The sequence below is a fragment of the Embleya sp. NPDC127516 genome (assembly GCF_044765325.1).
Taxonomy (GTDB): domain Bacteria; phylum Actinomycetota; class Actinomycetes; order Streptomycetales; family Streptomycetaceae; genus Embleya.
This window is the reverse complement of sequence record NZ_JBIWJT010000002.1, coordinates 248952-268874: the sequence shown is the minus strand read 5'-3', so window position 1 is coordinate 268874 and position 19923 is coordinate 248952. Positions and strand designations below refer to the sequence as shown.

The following is a 19923-nucleotide window of genomic DNA, read 5'->3' as shown; positions in this document are numbered from 1 at the left end:
GCCGATCGTAGTCCCGCGCGTGGCCGAGTCGAGGTGTTTCCGTCGGGTTGTGATCGGACCCTCACTCGCGGGTGATCCCACCGGCGGTCAGTCGACCACCAGCGGCCCTTCCAGCACGGTCACCGTGCCGTCGAGGCCCGCGAGGACCAGTTGCCCGTACGAGCCGCCGGCCACGAACACGCCCGAATCGGAACGAATTTCGGCCAGCCGCCGGCCGGTGTCCGCGTCGTAGGTGCGAATGCCGCCACCGGCACCCGCGACATGCACGAGCGCGCCGACCGCCGTCACCCGCAACTCCGGCTGGGGCACGTCCACACTGCGCCAGACCACCTCCCCACTCGCGCCGTCGAGCGCGTACACGAACCCGTCCGACGTCGCGGCCAGCACCCGTCCGGCCGCCGGCTCGGGCGCGGTCACCACCCCGCCGGCCAGCTCGGTCGACCATGCGATATCCCCGGTGTCCCAGCGCAGCGCGGTGATGCCCCGGGTGGCGAGGGGCACGTACACCAGCGCGTCGTCCGCCATCGGCGCGCCGTGCGCGGCACCGGACAACTCGACCTCCCAGGAGGGCGTTTCCGGGTCCCGATCGAGGTGCCACGCGCGCGCTCGCCCGGTGCGGTCGAGCACCGCGCCCCACCCCTCCCGGGCGCAGACGCCGACCGGCGCGCCCGGGCCGTCCGCGGGCCGCGCCCGCACCCGCCCGTCCGCGCCGCCGACCAGCGCGACACCGCCGTCCAGGGTTGTCGCGAGTACGTCCCGCGCGCCGATCGGCGCCAGCGCGACCACGGCCCCGATCCCGACCTCGACCGGCGGCGACATCGCCTGTCCGCCGGCCAGGTCGTATCGACACACCATGCCGGACTCGGTGCCCGTCCACACCGTCCCGGGGGTGAGCACCGGCGCGCACCGCGTGGAGCCGCCCGCCACGGTGGGCCATCGGGCCAGGCCGGTCAGCGGATCCAGCCCGACCAGGTTGCCCGCCGTGTCCTGCACCAGGATCAGGTCGTCCAGCACGATCGGCCGGGCGCGGATCCAGTCGCCCATCCGCAGGGTCCACCGGTGTACGAGGTCGCGTCGGCGCAACAGCGGGCCGCCGGCCCGGGCCTCCAACCGGCTCGCGCGGTGCTGGTAGTCGGGGCCGAGTCGATACAGCAGCGTCGCGCCGACTCGCGCCAGCGACCGGCTGCGCGGCCCGATCAGCCCGACGGTGGCGGGCTCGCGCGCGGTGAGCAGGTCCTGGAAGTCGAACTCCGCGTGCCCGAGCCGATCATGCACGAACTCCGCGACCCGGAAGTACACCTCCAGGGCGGAGCGCCGACTCATCGCGGTCAGCAGCGTCTCCCGCACGCTCTCGTCCAGGTCGTACTCGGCGTGCTCGCCGCGCTCGTGCTCGTCGCGTTCGGCCGACTCGACCAACAGGCCGCTGAGGAACACCTCGGCCGCGAACGCGGGATCCTCCGCCTCGAGCACCGTGGATTGCACGACCCGCATGGTGGCCAGGCTGATCGGCGCGGCGGCGAGTTTGCCGAGCAGTTCGACGGCGGCCGGGGAGGCGCCGGCGCGGAACTCGGCGAGCCGTGCCCGGGGGGTGCGTTCGTCCTCGGCGGGCACGACGACCGGCTCGGCGCCTCGGACCGACGGCCGGGGATCGAGCACCCACGCCGGATTGGCGAACTCGCGCCCGCGGTCGTCGGTGATCATCCGGGTCCAGCGGGAGAACTCGCTCCAGCGACCGGCCGCCGCGTCCGCCGCGTCGCCCGGTCGCAGGCCGTCGGGATGCAGGCCGATCACCGGGATGGCGATCCGTTCGGACGGACGCAGCCAGCGCGTGGTGTGCCGGAGTCGAAAGCTCGACCGACGTCCCGGGCCCACGCCGTGACCGCGGAAGACCACCGGCGTGACCGGGATTCGCGAGCGGTCCCACCACCGCCTGGGCAGCAGGTTCAGGAAGACCACCGGGCATTGCCCGGCCCAGGACGCCAGCATCGCCGAGGTACGCGGATCCGACCAGGCCGGGCCGACGCCGTCGCTGATCACCATCACGATCCGCCGGCCGGCGGGACCCACGGGCGCGGCGTTCGGGCTCACCGTGCCGAACGGGGTGCGCAACACGGCGGCGCCCGCCGACTCGGTGTCCAGCGTCCAGGTGCGCACCGAACGAAAGGTTCCGTGCCCGCCGACCAACCGGGTGAACTCGGCCAGCAATCGGCGCCATGGGCCGATCGAGGCCGAACCGTCCACGACGAGCGCGAGTTCGAACCAGCGCTCTCGGGCCGGGTTCAGGACCGGCACGATCAGGTCGGTGAACGCCGCGTGCTTCGCCGTGGCGTCCTCGTCCAGCACGACCGAGTCCGGCGCCGGGCCGAAGTGCCGCAACCGGCGCAGCAGTCGGGCCAGTTCCAGGCGATCGGGCAACACGGACGCGGCCGGCGGCGGGGGTCTGCCGAGCCACGCGGGCACCGGCAGGCCGGTCGTCCGTGCGCCGCCGGACCCGGTCTGCTCGACCGACTCCACCTCTTCGGGCACCACCGTGTACGCCTGCGCGGTCCCCGGGTCCGGTCCGCCCCAGTCGCACAGCCCCGACTCGTCCCGTGCCTCTTCCCGTCTTCGCCCCGACGGCGGCTGCGATACGTCCGCGTGCCCCGGGCCGGGGTGCGCTCCCGCCTCGACCGAGGCGGTCGGGGTCAGGGCCTGCGTGCGTCGGTCGCCCGCCGCGGTGATCGCCGCGTTCAGCCAGGCCCAGTCCAGGACCGCGTCGACGGTGACCCCGATGGGGTCCGCTTCCGCCATCGCTCACCCGCCGTTGAGGTCGTGGAAGAGGATCTCGGCCAGCACGTCGTTCTCGGGCGGCCGATCCGCGCCACCCGGCAACTGCCGGATCCGGGCCCGCAACTGGAGCGCGTTCAGCAGCTGGTCGGGCGACAACAGCGGCCCGTCCACCCGCTCCGCCGCGGCCAGGTATGCGTCCAGCAACGGTTCGTCGAGTTCCACGTACTCCGCGAGCCGGCTTCGCACGATCCGCTTGAGCACTTCCTTGCTCGGCGGTCCCAGCTCCAGCGGCACGCAGCGTCGCCGGAAGGCCGGCGGGAAGGCCCGTTCGCCGTTGCTGGTGAGGATGACGATCGGGAACGCCGCACAGCGCACGGTGCCGTCCCGAACCTCGACCCGATCCCCGAAATCGCCGTCGTACGGGGTCACCTGTGCCGACTCCACGCGGGCCCGGCGCAGTTCGGGGATCTCGAAGGTGCCGGTCTCGAACACGTGCAGCAGGTCGTTGGGCAGGTCGACGTCGCTCTTGTCGATCTCGTCGATCAGCAGCACCCGCGGATGCGGTCGGCGCAGCAGCGCGTCGCCCAGCGGGCCCAGCCTAATGTAGGCGCCGATGTCGTCGATGTCGTGTTGGCTGATCCCCTGGGCGCCCTTCAGCCGCAGGTTCATGTCGTGCAGCCGGCCCAGCACCTCGTACTCGTAGAGCCCCTCGCGCAGCGTGGACCGGCTGGTGATCCCCCAACGCAGCACCGGTCCCAGCCGCAGTCGGGCCGCGATGCTCGTGGCCAGCGTGGTCTTGCCGGTGCCCGGCTTGCCGGTGACCAGGAGCGGGCGGCGCAGGTAGATCGCGGCGTTGACGAGGTCGTACACCCGCTTGTCACCGTAGAACTCGCCCGCGTAGGGCTCGTCGGATCGATCGTGGGGAAGCTTGGCGAAGGTCGCCGCGTCGACCTCGTCGGTGCCGAAGCTGCGCCACGGTGGTGGCGGCGGAACGGCGACCGGACCGCGGCCCTCGCCCGACCCGACCGTGGTGTCGCCGTGATAGATCCACCACGGCGAGGGAACGTCGACGTGTCCGTCGGGCCGATCCCGGCTCGGTGTCGCCCTCGACTCAACCACGGTGCGTCCCTTGTGCCCTCGGAGTGCTTCTCAGCAATCCGGCCCCCTGCCACGGGCACCAGCCCGGATCGTCGAAGAGCAGCACGACCCGCTCGGAGGACGCGGCCTTGCGACCCAGGGTGCCCCGCAACCGCGCCACCGTGGAAGGCAGTTGAGCCAGCTTTCGATCCTCGCGATCGAGCATGCGATACAGGTCCTCACCCACGAGAGAGCCCGAACACGCCTGGTTCGAGCCGTTCGAGCCGTTCACTCCGGCGCACGCGTCGGTGCACGTGGTCCGGTCCGTCCACACCATCGCCCAGTCGCCGCGGCCGACGGCCCGCTCGACCGTGCCGGGTTCCCCCGGCCGGTGCCGCCAGCCGTAGTCCTGGAGGAAGCCGACCACCTCCTTGTCGCATGCGCCACCGCCCCGGCCGCACCGATGCCGGTCCAGGTGCCACAGCGCCGGGTTGGTCCGCAGGTGTGCCGAGCCGGCCCAGGTGTCGTAGTGCATCGGTCTGGCGATGCCGTGTCGCACGAGCGGCCGGAGCACCACCTCGTGGTGCTCGCCGAGCACGATGTGGTCCTCGGCCGAGCCGACCACGGTCGACTCGAAGGGTTCGTTGAGCAGTTCGGTCGGTACCACCACCTGGATCCCGGCCCGGTCCAGGGACGTCCAGTGCGCCCGCACGGCCAGATAGAACGCGGCCAGGGAACCGCCGAGGCGATCGGCCGGGAGGCTCGCTCCCGGGATCGGTTCCGGGGGCGGCGCGAACCGCTCGGAGCCGACGTAGAACTGCGGTTCGGTGTCGTAGCGGACCAGCGCGCGGTCCTCGGGCGAATGGTCGTCCTCGCGGACGAACAACACCAGGGTCAACGGCTGGCGCACCCGAACCCGGGACGGTTCGAAGTCCGCGATGTGCCCGGCCTCGCGCAGCCGGTCGGCCCACTCCGCGACCTGCACCTGTCGGCAACACGCGTGCAGCCACTCCAGCAGGTGCCGGACGGGATGCCGACCGGGGGCGGCCGGCAGGGACATCAGTGCCCGTCCCCAGGCGACGAGGTCGTCGCCGGCGACCACCCACTCGGGGACGTGCTGCTCGCACAGATAGGTCCGCAGCACGGCCTGCTCGCCGGGGGCGATCTCCAGATCGGCCAACAACGCGATCAGTCGGCGTCCGTCGATGCCGAACGGGTCCTCCGGATCGCGTTCGCCGGTCCGCCACCGGGTCTCGCCGGGGCCGCGGTAGCGCGGCGACTGCCACAGCGGCCGGCCTCCCGGGGCGGCACGGGCCAGTTCGGCGTCGATCGCGTCGAACACCTCCTTGAAGCCGCGTTCGGTCAGCGCGTTCGACCCCCAGACCGCCAGGTGTTCGAGCAGGGCCCGGGTGAAGACCGCCCGATCGCCCGGGCGGCGCGCGAACTGACCGTCGTCCGCGGCGAAGGCCGCGGACACCCGGGCCTTGGCCGACTTGGCGATCGTTCCCTCCGCGGTCAGGTTCAGCACGATGCCCCGGGGGTCGTGGCGCCGGTTCGCGCAGGTCTCGAAGACGACGAACTGGTCGACGCGACGCGGGATCGAGCCGAAGTGGGTCAGCATGTCCTCGACCGAGATCACCCGCTGCCGGGGCGGGCCGTCCACCGGGTGCCACGCGGGCAGTTCCAGTCGCCGTCCGCGCTCGGTCAGGTAGCCGTGACCGGACCAGTACAGCAGGAAGCGGTCCCCGTCCCGCCAGGCGTCCGCGGCCGCCGCGATCGCCGACTCGATCTGCTCGGGCCGCAACTCCCCGGGCTCGGCGCCCGGTCCGAGCAGGATCGAGCGCTCGCTCACCGACCCGCGCAACCGGTCGGCGGTCGCCCGCGAGGTCGCGCTCACCGACGCGAGCACGGTGATGTCGCCGCGCCGTGCCCCGCAGCACCGGGACAACCACTCCACCAGTTCCAGGGTCTGCGCCAGCGCGCCCGGCAGATGCTCCGGGCTTCCCTCGTGTTCGGGGTAGTGCTCGACGCAGACCAACAGGGCGTGCGCCGTCACCGAGTGGCCTCCACCACGCGCGCGATCTCGTCGTACAGCGCGCCGCAGGTCCAGTAGACGCCGTGCGCCTGCGGGAAGGGCCGACGCACCCGGACCTCGACGTCGCGCACGGCGCCCGGGAAGACCGGTTCGGCGCGGAAGGACAGCCAGTCGCGGGCGTTCCACACGTTGCTCCACGGGATGGACAGGTGCGTGGGCCGCACCCCGTGCGCGGGATGCGTGGCGAGCGCGCCGACCGCGGCGAGATAGCCGACCTGGGAGCCGACCGTGATCAACGCGCGCACCTGCGGCAGCGCGTGGCGCGGCCGATCCGGTTCGCTCTGCGAGCGGGCCTCGGCCAACGTCTCGTAGCAGGCGATGCCGCCCAGGGAATGGGCCAGCAGCAGCACCGGCCCCGGGATCCGGGAGATCCGCTCGGCCAGGTAGGCGCGCAGGATCGCGCCGTGCGCCTGGTAGTACAGGATGTCGCCGATCTGCGGCACGCTGCCGCCGAGCGTGCCGCCGCGCAGCGCGTTCTGCAACGGCCAACTCGCGTACATCAGGCTGCCCTTGAGCGCCCCGGTGAGCCGCCCGCCACCGGCCGCGGCGCCGCCGCACGCGTCCCGAACGGCCGCCACCAGGGCGTCGCGCCATTCCTGTGCCCACGGCGTCGCACCGGCGGGACGGGCGGCGAGCGCGTGTGCGAAGGACGCCACCACGGCCCGCCCGATCACGTCGTAGTCGGCGCTCGCGGCCAACGTGTCGACCGCGCCCGCGAACTCGGCCGAGTCGGCGACGGCGCGTGCCGCCTCGGCGAACACCGGCGCCCAGTCGGTCGGCGCCTTCGGCAGCACGGCCGCGACGTCGATGCCCACCACGTCGTGCCGCACCGCCCAGTCCAGGTCCTCCGCCGCCTCGCTCCGCCGGCCGGCGCCCACGCCCTCCCGGCCCGCGGCCACCTCGCGCAATTCGTGCCGGGGGTGCTGTTCGAGCACCGCCCACAACCGCAGTTCGGCCTCCTCCGGGTCGACCTCGGCGGCCTCGGCGCGTTCGCCCGGATCGGCGATGCCGATCAGCGCGCGTAGTGTCGGCGACACCTCGACCCCGAACGCGGCCCCCCAGTCAACGGCTTCCACCCGCACACCCGGCAGTCGCTCGGCGACGTTCGCGGTGACCTCGCGTACCGTCGACGAGTCGGCGATCTCGCGCACACCGGTTCCGTGCACGAACAGGATCGTGGTCATGGGCTCCCCCGGATACGAAGTCGATCCGCCCTTGCCCGCCGTACGCTAGTGATCCAACCGACCCGATGGGGTCACTTCCGGGGCCGCCCGGGTCGATCGGTCACCTCGTGCACGCGGGGATCTGCCTGCTCACGTCGCCGCCGGTCTCCAGGAATATCGCGGGGACGAACCCGGTCTTGCCCTCGACGTCGATCTGCGCCCACGTACGACTGGAGGAGCCCGCGTAGTAGGCGACCGAGCCCTCCGCGTGGCAGTTCGCCCGCACCTCGGTGCCGGTCTTGATCTGCACGACCTTGTCCGACTGGTACGACGTGCCCTTATACATCACCAGCCGGCCGCCGGTGTGCACGGTGGCCGCGATCGACCCGGGCTTGGGCCCGGCGTTCGGGGTCTGACCGGAAGTCGGCTTTCCGGTGCCGGACTTGGCCGGACTCGGCGAGGCCGACGAACTCTTGCCCGAAGCGGTGCCCGCCGTCTTGGGCTTCTTGTCGTCCGAGCCGCCGCCGTCCACCGTGAGCAGCGCCACGAAGAAGACGATCACCAACAGGATCAGCCCGCCGACCACCATCAGGATCCGCACCGGATGCCGACTCAGCGCGTTCAATCCGAACCGCCCACGCGGCGGCCCGCCGATGGGCGTCGGCGTGGAGAAGAACTCCACCCGCCTCCGGTTGTCCATACGACCCCCTGCGTCCCCGTGTCGCCCGATATGCGCCTGTGCGTGGCGAACCCACTCGGAAGTGGTCTGCCCACAATGACCATCAGACACCAACGAGGTACTCGAGACGTACCAACGAGTCCACAAATCGACCACCGTGCCCGATGTTCGCCGCGCCCAAGCACGGCGCCGGGGACGTCCCGATCGACGGCTACGGCGTCGGGACCCAATCCACTTTGCCCGCGAGCAGTACGTAGCCCACGAACGCGACGATGTCGATCAGCGCGTGCGCCACCAACAGCGGCATCACCCGCCCCCAGCGCTTGTACAGCAGGCAGAACACCACGCCCATCACGACGTTGCCGAAGAAGCCGCCGATGCCCTGGTAGAGGTGGTACGAGCCGCGCACCACCGAGCTGATCGCCACCGCCTTGACCCACGGCACCCGCAACTGGTCGAGCCGGTACAGCAGATAGCCGAGGACGATCACCTCCTCCAGGGCCGCGTTCTGGATCGCGGACAACACCAGGACCGGGATGCGCCACCACACGTCCGGCAGCGTGGTGGGCACCACGGTCAGATTCGCGCCCGCGGCGTGCGCGCCCAGATACAGCGCCAGGCCGGACCCGCCGATCGCCGCCGCGACCGCCACCCCCCGGCCCAGGTCCCACCACGGCCGGGCCCGGTCGACCCCGAGCACCCGCAGCGAACCGCCCTCGCGCATCAGCAGGTGCGCCACCAGGAACACCGGCACCAGCGCGGTGGCGATCCCGAACAATTGCCAGGCCAGATCCAGCCAGGGCCGATCCGCCGCCCGCGAGCCGTTCAGCACCGCCGCCTTGTGCCCCAGGCCGCCCGGCGCGGTCAGCGACCCGAGGAAGGAGATCAGCGAGGAGACCCCGGAGGCGCCCAGGGACAGGGCCAGCACCAGCACCACTTCGGAGCGCAGCACGCGGCGCCGGGGCTCGGTGGGTGTCCGGACGGGCTCGGGCTCGGTGATCACCCGCACACGGTATCGAGTGCGGATAAGGTCGCCGTCAGCCCACGGGCCAGGTGTGCACCGCGTCCCCGCCACGCATGTGCTCGGCGTAGCGCAGCGTCATCGCGCGCAGCGCCTCCAACCGGTCCATGCCCTTGGTGTCCCGATAGTGGTGGTACTGCGCGCTCTGCCAGGTCGCCCCGTTGGCGCGCAGCAGGCAGCGCTGCTCGATGATGCCCAGGTACTCGTCCCGCTCGCGCGGATCGATCCCCCACCGGTCCAGGCCCTCGTAGGCCCGCGGCAGCAGGTCCTCCAGTACCAGTTCGGTGACCGGAACGGTGCCGTGGCCCGGCCAGTTCAGCCGCGCGTCGATGCCGTACCGGGCGCCGGCGTGGAAGTTCTCGGTGGCCACCTCGAACGGCATCCGCTCCCACACCGGGTGCTCGTCGTCCACCAGCGATCGCACCACGCCGTAGTAGAAGGCCGCGTTCGCCATGATGTCCACCACGGTCGGCCCGGCCGGCAGCACCCGGTTCTCCACCCGCAGGTGCGGCTTGCCCCGGGCCACGTCGTACACCGGCCGATTCCACCGGTAGATGGTGCCGTTGTGCAGCTTGAGTTCGCGCAGGTGCGGGATGTCGCCCCGGTCCAATGCCTCGATCGGGTCCTCGTCGTCGCAGATCGGCAGCAGCGACGGGAAGTACTTGAGGTTCTCCTCGAACAGGTCGACCACCGAGTCGATCCACCGCTCGCCGAACCAGGTCAGCGGTCGCACACCCTGCGCGATCAGCTCCTCGGGGCGGGTGTCGCACGCCTGCTCGAACAGGATCGGCCGGGTCTCGCGCCACAACTCCCGCCCGAACAGGAACGGTGAATTGGCCCCGATCCCGCATTGCACCCCGGTGATCGACTGTGCCGCGTTCCACAGCGGGCCGAAATTCCTCGGAGTGACCTGGAGGTGGAACTGCACGGACGTACACGCGGCCTCGGAGACTATCGTGGTCGAGGTCGTGTCCAGCCGCTCGACCCCCTCGATATGCAACCGTATGTCCTCGCCCCTGGCGTTGAGGATCTGGTCGTTGAGGAGGGTATAGCGGGCATTGTCGGATATCGTCTCGAACGCCATGTGCGCGTCGGTCAGGGTCGGCAGAATGCCGATCATCACGATCCGCGCCTCCAGTTCGGCGGCCTTGCGGTCCGCGTAGTCCAGGCTCGTCCGCAGTTCCTCGACCAATTCCGAGAACACCGGCCCGGTCAGCCGGTGCGGCGGAATGTTGACCTCGATGTTGAACAGGCCCAGCTCGGTCTGGAAATCGGGGCTGGCGATCCGTCGCAGGACTTCGGCATTGCTCATCCGTGGTCGACCGGCCGCGTCGGCCAGGTTGAGCTCGATCTCGACGCCCATGAGCTTGCGGGCGCTCTCGAACCGCTCCTCGTCCAGCATGCGCTGCAGCGTTTCCAGACAGCGACGCAATTTGTGCCGGTAGCGCTGCCGATCGGATCGGCTGAACTCGGTGACCTCCACCTTTTCGCCCATGAATGCCCTCCCCCATGAACCCGGCTCCCGCGGAGCCGGTCGAGTGGTCGCAATCCGGTACCTGTCGGATCGGGACGACCTGATCGTTCCCGCCGACGTTCTCCCAAACCGATGCATCGGGCCGACATTGGGAACATTACCGATCGACCGTGACGAATCACAGAGGGGAACCAAGGGGCTGGGAACCACGTCACTGATCACATCGAGGAAGCATCCGGCGGTCGATCTTCAAGGCTTCTCGGAGATCACCTAGGGTGTCCTCTTGCCGTGGCGGGCGTGGCGAGATCTATGGGGGTTGTCGTGCGAGGGTCGGTTCGGGCGATGCCCATACACGGACTGCGTTTCCAGGCCGTGATCACGGTGATCTCGATACTCGTCTGCGGGGCGCTGATCTGGAATGTCGGCAATGCCGGCCGATGGTCGCAGGCCGCCGCCGCCTCGCCCCGGGCCGCCGACGCGCCCAAGGAGATACAGGCCCCGCTGCCGCCGCCGGGAAACCCCAACGCGCAGCAGCCGGCCACCCCGCCGGCCGCGCCGCCGCTCCCGGTGGATCCCACGCTGGTGTCCAGGGTCAAGGGCGAGGGCAAGGTGGTCGCGCTGACCCTGGACGACGGACCGTGGCCGGAGTGGACCGACAAGGCCCTTTCGCTGCTCGCCCGCTACGAGGTCAAGGCCACCTTCTGCATGGTGGGCCAGCAGGCCAAGGATCACCCGGACCTGGTCCGCAAGGTGGTCGCCGCCGGCCACACGTTGTGCAATCACACCATGACGCACGACATCAACCTGAAGAAGAAGACGCCGGAGCAGATCCACGCCCAGATGCAGGAGGCGCTGGAGTGGATCCACAAGGCGTCCCCGGGCACCCCCGTGCGCTGGTACCGCGCGCCGGGCGGCAACTGGTCCGACGAGGTACGCCAGACCGCGGCGTCGCTGGGCATGGGCTCGCTGCACTGGACCGTGGACACCAACGACTGGCAGAAGCCGGGCGTGGACAAGATGCTCCAGACCGTGCACAGCCAACTCGGCCCGCACGGAGTGATCCTCTGCCACGACGGCGGCGGCGAACGCACCCAGACCATCGCCATGCTCGACCGCCTCATCCCCGAACTGAAGTCCGCCGGCTACACCTTCGTCACCCCCTGACCCCGGCCCACTTCGCCCCGTACGGGCCGACCCGACAGCCCGCCCGGCCGCCCCGGCCTGTTCGGGCCATCCCGACCCGCGCGGGCCATCCCGGCCCGTCCCGGCCGACTCCAGCCCGTCCGGCATTCGAGGACACCGCCCGACGGCGCAACCCCCACACGCCACACCCGAGTGAATAGCCCCCGCGCCCACCGGGCATGTGTGCCAGGCCCGCACCAACCGCCCCCGGGGGAGGCCGCCCGATCGACGCCACCCTGGCCATCGTGCTGCTCGTGCTGCTGATCGCCGGCAACGGCATGTTCGTCGCCGCCGAGTTCTCCCTGGTCACCGTCGAGCGCGGCGACGTGGCGGCCCGGGCCGAGGCCGGCGACCGAGGCGCACGCCGGGTGCTGCACGCGGTACGCACGTTGTCCTTCCAGTTGTCCGGCGCCCAGTTGGGCATCACCGTGACCTCGCTGATCGCCGGCTACCTCGCCGAGGCGGCGTTCCGGCTGCCCAGGTTCACCGCCCTGGTGCTGGCCTCCGGCCTGCAGATGGTGCTCGGCGAACTCGTGCCCAAGAACGCCGCCATCGCCCGCCCGCTGGGCGTCGCACGCGTCGCCGGCCCGTTCCAGGTCGGCTTCTCCCGGCTGTGCCGCCCGCTGATCGTCTTCCTCAACGGTTCCGCCAACTACTTCGTTCGCAAGCTCGGCATCGAGCCGCAGGAGGAATTGGGCTCGGCCCGTTCGCCCGACGAACTGGCCCAACTGGTCCGGCATTCCGCCCGCGCCGGAGTGCTGCCGGCCGGCACCGCCCGGGTGCTGCACCGGGCGCTGCGCTTCGCCGAGAAGCAGGCCGCCGAGGCGATGACCCCGCGCACCGAGCTGGTCACCCTGCCCTCGACCGCGTCGGTGAGCGAACTGATGGACACCGCGCGCGAGTGCGGCCACAGTCGCATCCCGGTCCGCGGCCAGGACCTGGACGAGATCGTCGGCGTGGCGGTGCTCCGCGACGCGTTGCGCGTACCGGCCGCCGACCGCGCGCACACCCCGCTCACCCGGATCGCCCGCGCACCGGTGCTGATCCCGACCTCGCTGGACCTCAAACGCGCGGTCGAACGACTGCGCGAGGGCCGGACCCAGTTGGCGATCGTGGTCGACGAGTACGGCGGCACGGCCGGCGTACTCACCGCCGAGGACCTCGCCGAGGAATTGGTCGGCGACCTCGCCGACGAGCACGACCCGGCGGACGAGCCGGACGCACCGCCGCAACGGGTGCCCAGTTCCCGCGTGTTGCGACTGTCCGGCCTGCTGCGCGCGGACGAGGTCGAGGAGGCCAGCGGCTGGCGGCTGCCGGACGGCGACTACAGCACGCTGGCCGGACTGGTACTGGCCCGTCTGGGGCGACTGCCCAGGATCGGCGACCACGTGGACGTGGACGGCCGGCGGCTCACCGTGACCGCCATGGACCGGCATCGCATCGACGAGGTCGAACTGCGGATGGAGGCCGACTCCTGATGGGCGACCTGCTGCTCTCGCTGGTCCTGCTCGCGGCCAACGCCTTCTTCGTCGGCGCGGAGTTCTCGGTGATCTCGGCCCGGCGTACCCGGATCGCCCCGCAGGCGGAGGCCGGCTCGCGCCGGGCCGCGATGGTGCTCACCGCGATGAGCCGGCTGTCCACCATGCTCGCCGCCGCCCAGTTGGGCATCACCGTCGCCTCGCTGGGCCTGGGCGCGGTCGCCGAACCCGCGCTCGCACACGCGGTCGCCGTCCCGATCGAGGCGATCGGGCTGCCCGAGGGCGCGGTGCACCCGATCGCGTTCGTGCTTGCCCTGGCGGTGGTGGTGTTCTGCCACATGGTGCTCGGCGAGATGGTGCCCAAGAACATCGCGCTGGCCGGCCCGGAGGAGTGCGCGTTGTGGCTGACCCCGCCGCTGCTGCTGTTCGCCCGGCTGACCGCGCCGATCCTGTGGCTGCTCAACCACGTCGCCAACCTGTTCCTACGCGCCTTCCGGGTGCGGCCGGTCGACGAGGTGCGCAGCGTGTACACCGTCGAGGAACTCCCGGCGCTGCTCGCCGAGTCGCGCGAGCACGACCTGCTGGACGTGGGCGAGCACGATCGGCTCGCCGGCGCGCTGGCGCTGCACTCCAGTGCCGCCGCGTCGGTCATGCGGCCGTGGACCGACGTGGTGGCCCTGCCCCGACCGGTGCCGGCGGCGGCTCTGGAGGAGGTCGCGGTACGCACCGGCCTGTCCCGCTTCCCGGTCCTGGACGCGGCCGACCGGCCGGTGGGCTACGTGCACGTGCTCGACGTGCTGACGCCCGAACCGGACGGTTCGGTACCGGTCTACCCGCTCGTGACCGTCGGCCCGGACACCGCGCTGACCGCCCTGTTGGCTCGGATGCGCGGCTCGCGCACCCACCTGGCACTGGTCGGCGAACCGGACGCGGTCCCACTCGGGCTGGTCACCCTCGACGACGTGATGTCCTCGCTGTTCCCCTGACCGAGACCGTTCCCCGGCTCGATACCGCCCCCTTGATCGAAGACAGCTCCCCTGATCGAGACTGTCCAAAAGGTCTTCAAACGGGTGTCAGTTCGCATTACACCGTTACTTTTCGGAGCCGTTTCGGTACAATGCGCTGACCGGCCCTGCCGGGTCCCTCTGTACGCCGCCGGGTCGTCCCCCGGTCGGATACCCGGTTCCCCACAGCACAGCGCCGCTTTCCCCTCCCCGGACTATCCGGGTTTTTGGACTCTGCATCGAAATGAGGCGGTCTCATGGTCCTGCGTGTGCCCGAGGCTCCCGAGTCGGCCCGACGAGCGGCCCGAGCCGTGCTCGAATCCCGCGCTTCGCTTCCCGCCGACTGCCGCGCCGATCACGCCGCGCTCACGGCCGGATTCCCGCACCGCGTCTTCGAGATCGACCTGCTCGACCTGGTCGCCGACCGTGGCGTGCGCAGCGCCCGCCCCGTGGGCTGGCGCTGGCTCATGTGGTCCGGCGACGTGGTCGTCGGCGGCATCGAGGTCCGCCCCGGTCCGTCCGGCCACGGCGTGGGCCGATTCGTCGAGGGCCCGTTCACGGTCGCCACCGCACCGGCCGCCGCGGCGGCCCGCGCGCTCCCGCAGACCCTGCTCCGCCGGGACGAGGCACGGCTGCTGAACGTGCCGGGGATGTACATGGTGGCGCTGTGGTTGGCGGACGAGGCGGGCGGGGTCGACCTGCTCATCCCGCTCGCGCCGGCGCCGTGCGGCGTGCAGGCGCTGCGCGGATACACCGCGGCCGAACTGGCCGAGGTGTTGGCCGCGCGCACCCGCCGGCCGGCCGCCGTGGGGGCTCCGGACAGCTGATCACACCCCGGAGTTCACACGTGTGGTCACATCTTGGACGCAGTCGGGTGAGAACGGCGAGAAGTCCTGCGCGAGGCGCTTTCGAGGCGGAGACTGTGAGCTGCCGGGCAAGGCTGCCCGACGCGCTCCGCGCAGAGACACCGAGAAGGTACGAGGATGTGCCAGCACCGACCGCATTGCCCGCCGGCGGACAGTCCCGATCGTGAAGCCGCCGCCGTTGTGGCCGCCCATTTCGAACAGGGATGGAGCCTGCTCTGCAACGGCGTCGTCCTGTTCGAGGACACGGGCGAACTGCTGCCGGACGGACGCACCATCGCCCCGCACCGACCCCCTGTGGGGTTGGTTTCGGCGGCCTGATCCGTTCGCACGGCCCTGACGAGCCGGAGGTCACCTCGGAGCGACCTCCGGCTCTCGCCTGCCCGGGGTCGGTCGGGCCGCCGTCCCGGTACAGTCCGAGCGGCAGCACGCAGCGAAACGATGTTGGCGCGAACGACTCGGAGTTCCATACCCATGGGCACTGGCGGCACCCCTCGGCCCGGTCGCCCGCGTGATCCGCGTACCGACGAACTGATCCTGTCCGCGACCCGCGAGCTGATCGCCGAGCAGGGGTACAACCGGGTCAGCATCGACGCGGTCGCGCGCCGGGCCGGGGTCACCCGGCCGACCGTGTACCGCCGCTGGCCGTCGAAGGCGCACTTGGTGCACGAGGCGGTCTATCCGGCCCGGGAAATGAGCTTCCGGCCGCTGCCGCACGAGGACTTCGCGACCGGTGTGCTGCGCTTCGCCGAGGCCGCGCTGGAGTCCTTCCGCCGCCCGGAGACGGCGGGCGCGGTGCCGGGGCTGCTCGCCGAGTACCGCGACCAGCCCGAGCTCAAGGAACTGCTCGTGGCCAGGATGGACCCGGTCCGGGCGATCTTCCGGGCCTTCGTGGCGGACGCGATCGCGCGCGGCCAGGCCCGCCCGGACGTGGACGCCGATCTGCTCTTCGAGTCGCTCAGCGGCGCGCTGATGTTCGGCGTGCTGGGCAGCGACCTGGCCGCCAAGCCCGGTTTCGCCGCGTCGGTTGCCCACCTGCTGACGCACGGCGCGGCCCGCCCCTGATCGAAGCGCGTTCGATCGGGAACGGGCCGCGCGGCCGAGGTCAGTTGTTGCCGTATGCCTCGATCGGCGGGCACGAGCAGACCAGGTTGCGGTCGCCCTGGGCGCCGTCGATCCGGCGCACCGGCGGCCAGTACTTCTCGGCCGGCACCACACCGGCCGGGAAGACCGCCTCCTCGCGGGTGTAGGCGTGCGTCCACTCGCCCGCGAGCAGCGCGGCGGTGTGCGGCGCGTTGCCGAGCGGGTTGTCGTCGGCGGGCAGCGCACCGGACGCGACCCGGTCGATCTCGCCCTTGATCGCGATCATCGCGTCGCAGAACCGGTCGATCTCCCGCAGGTTCTCGCTCTCGGTCGGCTCGATCATCAGCGTGCCGGGCACCGGGAAGGACATCGTCGGCGCGTGGAAGCCGTAGTCGATCAGCCGCTTCGCCACGTCGTCGACGCTGACGCCGGTGGCCTTGGTGATCCCCCGCACGTCGATGATGCACTCGTGCGCGACCAGGCCGTTCGGGCCGGTGTAGAGCACCGGGAAGTGCGGTGCGAGCCGCTTGGCGATGTAGTTGGCGCCCAGCACCGCGACCTGGGTGGCCTCCTTGAGGCCCTCCGGGCCCATCAGGCGCAGGTAGGTCCACGGGATCGGCAGGATCGCCGCCGAGCCCCACGGGGCGGCGGAGATCGGCCCCACGCCGGTCTCCGGGCCCGCGGTGGGCTGGAGCGGGTGGTTGGGCAGGTACGGCGCCAGGTGCGCGCGCACCGCGACCGGCCCCACGCCCGGACCGCCGCCGCCGTGCGGGATGCAGAAGGTCTTGTGCAGGTTCAGGTGCGACACGTCCGCGCCGATCGCGCCGCCCGGCTGGGCCAGCCCGACCAGCGCGTTCAGGTTCGCGCCGTCCACGTACACCTGGCCGCCGGCCTCGTGCACCGCCGCGCACACCTGCTCGATGCCCTCCTCGAACACGCCGTGCGTGGACGGGTAGGTCACCATCAGCACGGCGAGCGTGTCCCGGTGCCGCTCGATCTTGTCGTGCAGGTCGGCCAGGTCCACGTCGCCGTTCTCGCCGGTCTTGACCACCACGACGCGCATGCCCGCCATCACCGCGCTGGCCGCGTTGGTGCCGTGCGCGGAGGAGGGGATCAGACACACGTCGCGGGCGGTGTCACCGTTGGCGTGGTGGTAGGCGCGGACCGCGAGCAGGCCCGCGAGTTCGCCCTGCGAACCGGCGTTGGGCTGGAGCGAGACCTTGGCGTAGCCGGTGATCCGGGCCAGCGAGTCGGCGAGCCCGTCGATCAGCTCCAGGTAGCCCGCGACCTGGTCGACCGGCGCGAACGGGTGCAGGTTCGCGAACTCGGGCCAGGTGATCGGCTCCATCTCGACCGTGGCGTTGAGCTTCATCGTGCACGAGCCGAGCGGGATCATCCCCCGGTCCAGCGCGTAGTCCTTGTCCGCGAGCCGCTTGAGGTAGCGCAGCATGTCGGTCTCGGAGCGGTGCGTGTGAAAGACCGGGTGGGTCAGGAACTCGGTGTCGCGCAGCAGCGCCGTCGGCAGCGCGTCGGCGGTGTCCGCGTCCAGCGCGGCCACGTCACCGGTGACCCCGAACGCGCCCCAGACCCCCTCGACATGCGCCCGCAGCGTGGTCTCGTCGCAGGTGATCGCGACGTGGTCGGCGTCCACCGGGCGCAGGTTGATCCCGGCGGCGCGGGCCGCGGCGAGCACGTCCGCCGCCCGGCCCGGCACCCGCGCGGTGATCGTGTCGAAGAAGTCGCCGTGTACGACCTCGACGCCGCCCGCGCGCAGTCCGGCCGCGAGCACGGCCGCATACCGGTGCGTGCGGCGCGCGATCGAGGTGAGCCCGTCCGGCCCGTGGTAGGCCGCGTACATGCCCGCCATCACGGCCAGCAGGACCTGCGCGGTGCAGATGTTGCTGGTCGCCTTCTCCCGGCGGATGTGCTGCTCGCGGGTCTGCAGCGCGAGTCGGTAGGCGGGCGCGCCGTCGGCGTCCACGGACACCCCGACCAACCGGCCCGGCATGCTGCGGGTGAGCTTCTCGCGGACCGCCAGGTAGCCCGCGTGCGGGCCGCCGAAGGCCATCGGCACGCCGAACCGCTGGCTGGTGCCCACCGCGATGTCGGCGCCCATCGCGCCGGGCGCGCGCAGCACGGTGAGCGCGAGCAGGTCGGCGGCGACCGCCACCAGCGCGCCCTGCGCGTGCGCGGCCTCGATCACCGGGGTCAGGTCGCGGACCCGGCCGTCGGCACCGGGGTACTGCAGCAGCACGCCGAAGCAGCCGCCCTCGGGCAGCCCCCGCGCGGTGTCGGCGACCACGACCTCGATGCCCAGCGCTTCGGCGCGGGTACGCACCACCGCGATCGTCTGCGGCAGCGTGGCCGCGTCCACCACGAACACGTCGCTCTTGGCCCGCCCGGCCCGGCGGGCCAGGGTCATCGCCTCGGCGGCGGCGGTGGCCTCGTCCAGCAGCGAGGCACCCGCCACGTCCAGGCCGGTCAGGTCGGTGACCACGGTCTGGAAGTTGAGCAGCGCCTCCAGCCGGCCCTGCGAGATCTCCGGCTGGTAGGGCGTGTAGGCGGTGTACCAGGCCGGGTTCTCCAGCACGTTGCGGGTGATCACCGGCGGAGTGAAGGTGCCGTGGTAGCCGAGCCCGATCATCGAGGTCAGCACGCTGTTGCGGGAGGCCAGCTCGCGCAGCTCGGCGAGCACCTCGGCCTCGCTGCGCGCGGCGGGCAGCTCGAAGCCCTCCAGCGCGCGGATCGCGGCGGGCACCGCCGCGTCGGTCAGCTCGTCCAGGGATCCGTAGCCGATCGCGGCGAGCATCTTCGCCTGCTCGTCGGTGTCCGGACCGATGTGCCGGCCGGTGAACGGCGACGCGGCCTCCAAGCCGGTCAACGAGCCGGGGCCGGAGGGGAGTACGGCGTGAGCACGCGGGGCAGGGGTGCGCGGGGTCATCGCGAAAGGCCTCCTGGATCGCTCCTGGACGGACACGCGGGTCGCGCGTCCACCGGCCTCCCCCTCTGTCATCTGTACCTGAGAGCTTCACCGCGCCCGGGAGGACCGGTCGGACCGGTTCCCACGGGCGCGGTTTGCACCGTCGGCGAGGATCCGACCCGGCTCGGCGAGCCATCCGCGGATCCTGCTTTCCAGAGTGCCCACGACCACGCGGTACGGGTGCCTGAGAGATTCCGGGGAGGAGTTGCTCCTTCGGCGCCTCGTGTGCACGACACGAGGACTCTCCCGCGCGAACGTAATGGGCGGCTTCAACGGTATCAGCGTGACACCCACCAGGGGCTTCGCACTAGGCGTACGTCACAGTGGTCGTGGTGTAGCCCAGGGAGCGCATCATGCCCTGGAGCATACCGGTGGTGTTCCGTTCCGCGCGCTCCACCAGTCCGGCGGTCTTCGCCGCGTCGTCGATCTTCTTGGTGGCCAGCACGTAGAGCTGCTGCTGGTCGCCGGGATTACTGGAGAAGAAGTCGCCGAAGCGGTCGAACAGGCCCTTGTCCTGGGCGATCACGTGGCTGTTCTTCTGGTCGAGCGCGGCGGGCGCGAGCCGCGCGTGCGGGAGTTTGATGGTCACGCTCTTGTTGTCCGGAGAGGTCCGGATCGCGTCCTGGCCGATCCCGCCGAACTCCACGAAACCACCCACCTGGCCGACGCCGACGAACAGCGTGCGTTGGCCTCGGACCGCGTCCGGCAGGAACTTCGCGTCCTTCTCCAGGTCGACCACGACCTGGAAGGTGCCGCTGACCGCCTCGTAGCGGCTGAGATCCTGCACGGCCTTGAGCATCACCGGTCCGCTGTGGTCCTTGGTGGTCTCGCCGAACGGATTGAACTTGCCGGGCAGCAGGTTGACCAAGCCGACCAGCACCAGGGCCAGCACGATGAAGCCGACCAGGAGTGTGACCAGGAAGGCCGGCAGGCCGAGCCTGCGGCGAACCGATCGGAAGGCACCCTGCCCTCGCGCCGGCCGCTCTTTGACATCAGTCATTGTGAGGACACCCCCGAGGAGTCGTCTGCCCGGCGCCTGCCCCGGATCGCCCCGG

Annotated in this window: 15 protein-coding genes and 1 riboswitch; of the genes, 6 read left to right on the top strand and 9 right to left on the bottom strand. The window is 71.5% G+C overall.

Features of this window, described 5'->3' with window-relative positions:
- Window positions 1-87 precede the first annotated feature (87 nt).
- From ACIRL2_RS03695 to ACIRL2_RS03665, 7 genes are all read right to left on the bottom strand, one after another.
- Window positions 88-2790: an SAV_2336 N-terminal domain-related protein gene (locus tag ACIRL2_RS03695; protein ID WP_402229917.1), complete on the bottom strand. Its 2703-nt coding sequence runs from the start codon at window positions 2788-2790 to the stop codon at window positions 88-90.
- A 3-nt stretch (window positions 2791-2793) separates the two neighbouring features.
- The gene (locus ACIRL2_RS03690) at window positions 2794-3888 is read right to left on the bottom strand and encodes an AAA family ATPase (RefSeq protein WP_395872237.1); all 1095 of its coding nucleotides are present in this window, start codon (window positions 3886-3888) and stop codon (window positions 2794-2796) included.
- Window positions 3881-5902: a caspase family protein gene (locus tag ACIRL2_RS03685; RefSeq protein ID WP_402229915.1), complete on the bottom strand. Its 2022-nt coding sequence runs from the start codon at window positions 5900-5902 to the stop codon at window positions 3881-3883. The genes ACIRL2_RS03690 and ACIRL2_RS03685 overlap by 8 nt, the downstream gene beginning before the upstream one ends.
- Window positions 5899-7125 carry a hypothetical protein gene (locus ACIRL2_RS03680; protein WP_402229913.1) on the bottom strand — a complete coding sequence of 409 codons (1227 nt, stop codon included), beginning with the start codon at window positions 7123-7125 and terminating at the stop codon, window positions 5899-5901. Before ACIRL2_RS03680 ends, ACIRL2_RS03685 begins: the two co-directional genes overlap by 4 nt.
- Before the next feature lie 100 nt (window positions 7126-7225).
- A complete protein-coding gene (locus tag ACIRL2_RS03675; RefSeq protein ID WP_402229911.1) occupies window positions 7226-7804 on the bottom strand; it encodes a hypothetical protein in 579 nt (192 codons plus the stop codon).
- Between the two features lie 190 nt (window positions 7805-7994).
- Window positions 7995-8792, bottom strand: coding sequence for a CPBP family intramembrane glutamic endopeptidase (locus ACIRL2_RS03670; RefSeq protein WP_402229908.1), 798 nt, complete (start codon window positions 8790-8792; stop codon window positions 7995-7997).
- A gap of 28 nt (window positions 8793-8820) precedes the next feature.
- Window positions 8821-10299, bottom strand: coding sequence for a glutamate--cysteine ligase (locus tag ACIRL2_RS03665; protein ID WP_395872228.1), 1479 nt, complete (start codon window positions 10297-10299; stop codon window positions 8821-8823).
- Window positions 10300-10620: 321 nt separating this feature from the next.
- On the opposite strand from ACIRL2_RS03665, the gene ACIRL2_RS03660 reads away from it, so the two are divergent.
- The 6 genes from ACIRL2_RS03660 to ACIRL2_RS03635 all read left to right on the top strand — a co-directional run bounded on the left by ACIRL2_RS03660 (window position 10621) and on the right by ACIRL2_RS03635 (window position 15870).
- Window positions 10621-11442 carry a polysaccharide deacetylase family protein gene (locus ACIRL2_RS03660; protein WP_402229905.1) on the top strand — a complete coding sequence of 274 codons (822 nt, stop codon included), beginning with the start codon at window positions 10621-10623 and terminating at the stop codon, window positions 11440-11442.
- A gap of 263 nt (window positions 11443-11705) precedes the next feature.
- Window positions 11706-12938: a hemolysin family protein gene (locus tag ACIRL2_RS03655; RefSeq protein ID WP_395872224.1), complete on the top strand. Its 1233-nt coding sequence runs from the start codon at window positions 11706-11708 to the stop codon at window positions 12936-12938.
- Window positions 12938-13924 carry a hemolysin family protein gene (locus ACIRL2_RS03650; protein ID WP_395872222.1) on the top strand — a complete coding sequence of 329 codons (987 nt, stop codon included), beginning with the start codon at window positions 12938-12940 and terminating at the stop codon, window positions 13922-13924. The genes ACIRL2_RS03655 and ACIRL2_RS03650 overlap by 1 nt, the downstream gene beginning before the upstream one ends.
- A 275-nt stretch (window positions 13925-14199) precedes the next feature.
- Window positions 14200-14769 (top strand): hypothetical protein, encoded by a 570-nt coding sequence (locus ACIRL2_RS03645; RefSeq protein WP_395872220.1) that lies wholly within the window; start codon window positions 14200-14202, stop codon window positions 14767-14769.
- A 156-nt stretch (window positions 14770-14925) separates the two neighbouring features.
- Complete coding sequence (locus tag ACIRL2_RS03640) at window positions 14926-15126, top strand: DUF5999 family protein (protein ID WP_026217855.1); 201 nt, start codon at window positions 14926-14928, stop codon at window positions 15124-15126.
- Window positions 15127-15279: 153 nt separating this feature from the next.
- Window positions 15280-15870, top strand: a complete 591-nt coding sequence (locus tag ACIRL2_RS03635; RefSeq protein WP_395872218.1) for a TetR/AcrR family transcriptional regulator — start codon at window positions 15280-15282, stop codon at window positions 15868-15870.
- Window positions 15871-15910: 40 nt separating this feature from the next.
- On the opposite strand, the gene gcvP is transcribed toward ACIRL2_RS03635, so the two are convergent.
- Both gcvP and ACIRL2_RS03625 read right to left on the bottom strand, forming a co-directional pair.
- Complete coding sequence (gene gcvP, locus ACIRL2_RS03630; RefSeq protein WP_402229901.1) at window positions 15911-18829, bottom strand: aminomethyl-transferring glycine dehydrogenase; 2919 nt, start codon at window positions 18827-18829, stop codon at window positions 15911-15913.
- Between the two features lie 201 nt (window positions 18830-19030).
- Window positions 19031-19127: riboswitch (glycine riboswitch) on the bottom strand.
- A gap of 48 nt (window positions 19128-19175) precedes the next feature.
- A complete protein-coding gene (locus ACIRL2_RS03625; RefSeq protein ID WP_402229898.1) occupies window positions 19176-19868 on the bottom strand; it encodes a DUF4230 domain-containing protein in 693 nt (230 codons plus the stop codon).
- Between the last annotated feature and the right edge of the window lie 55 nt (window positions 19869-19923).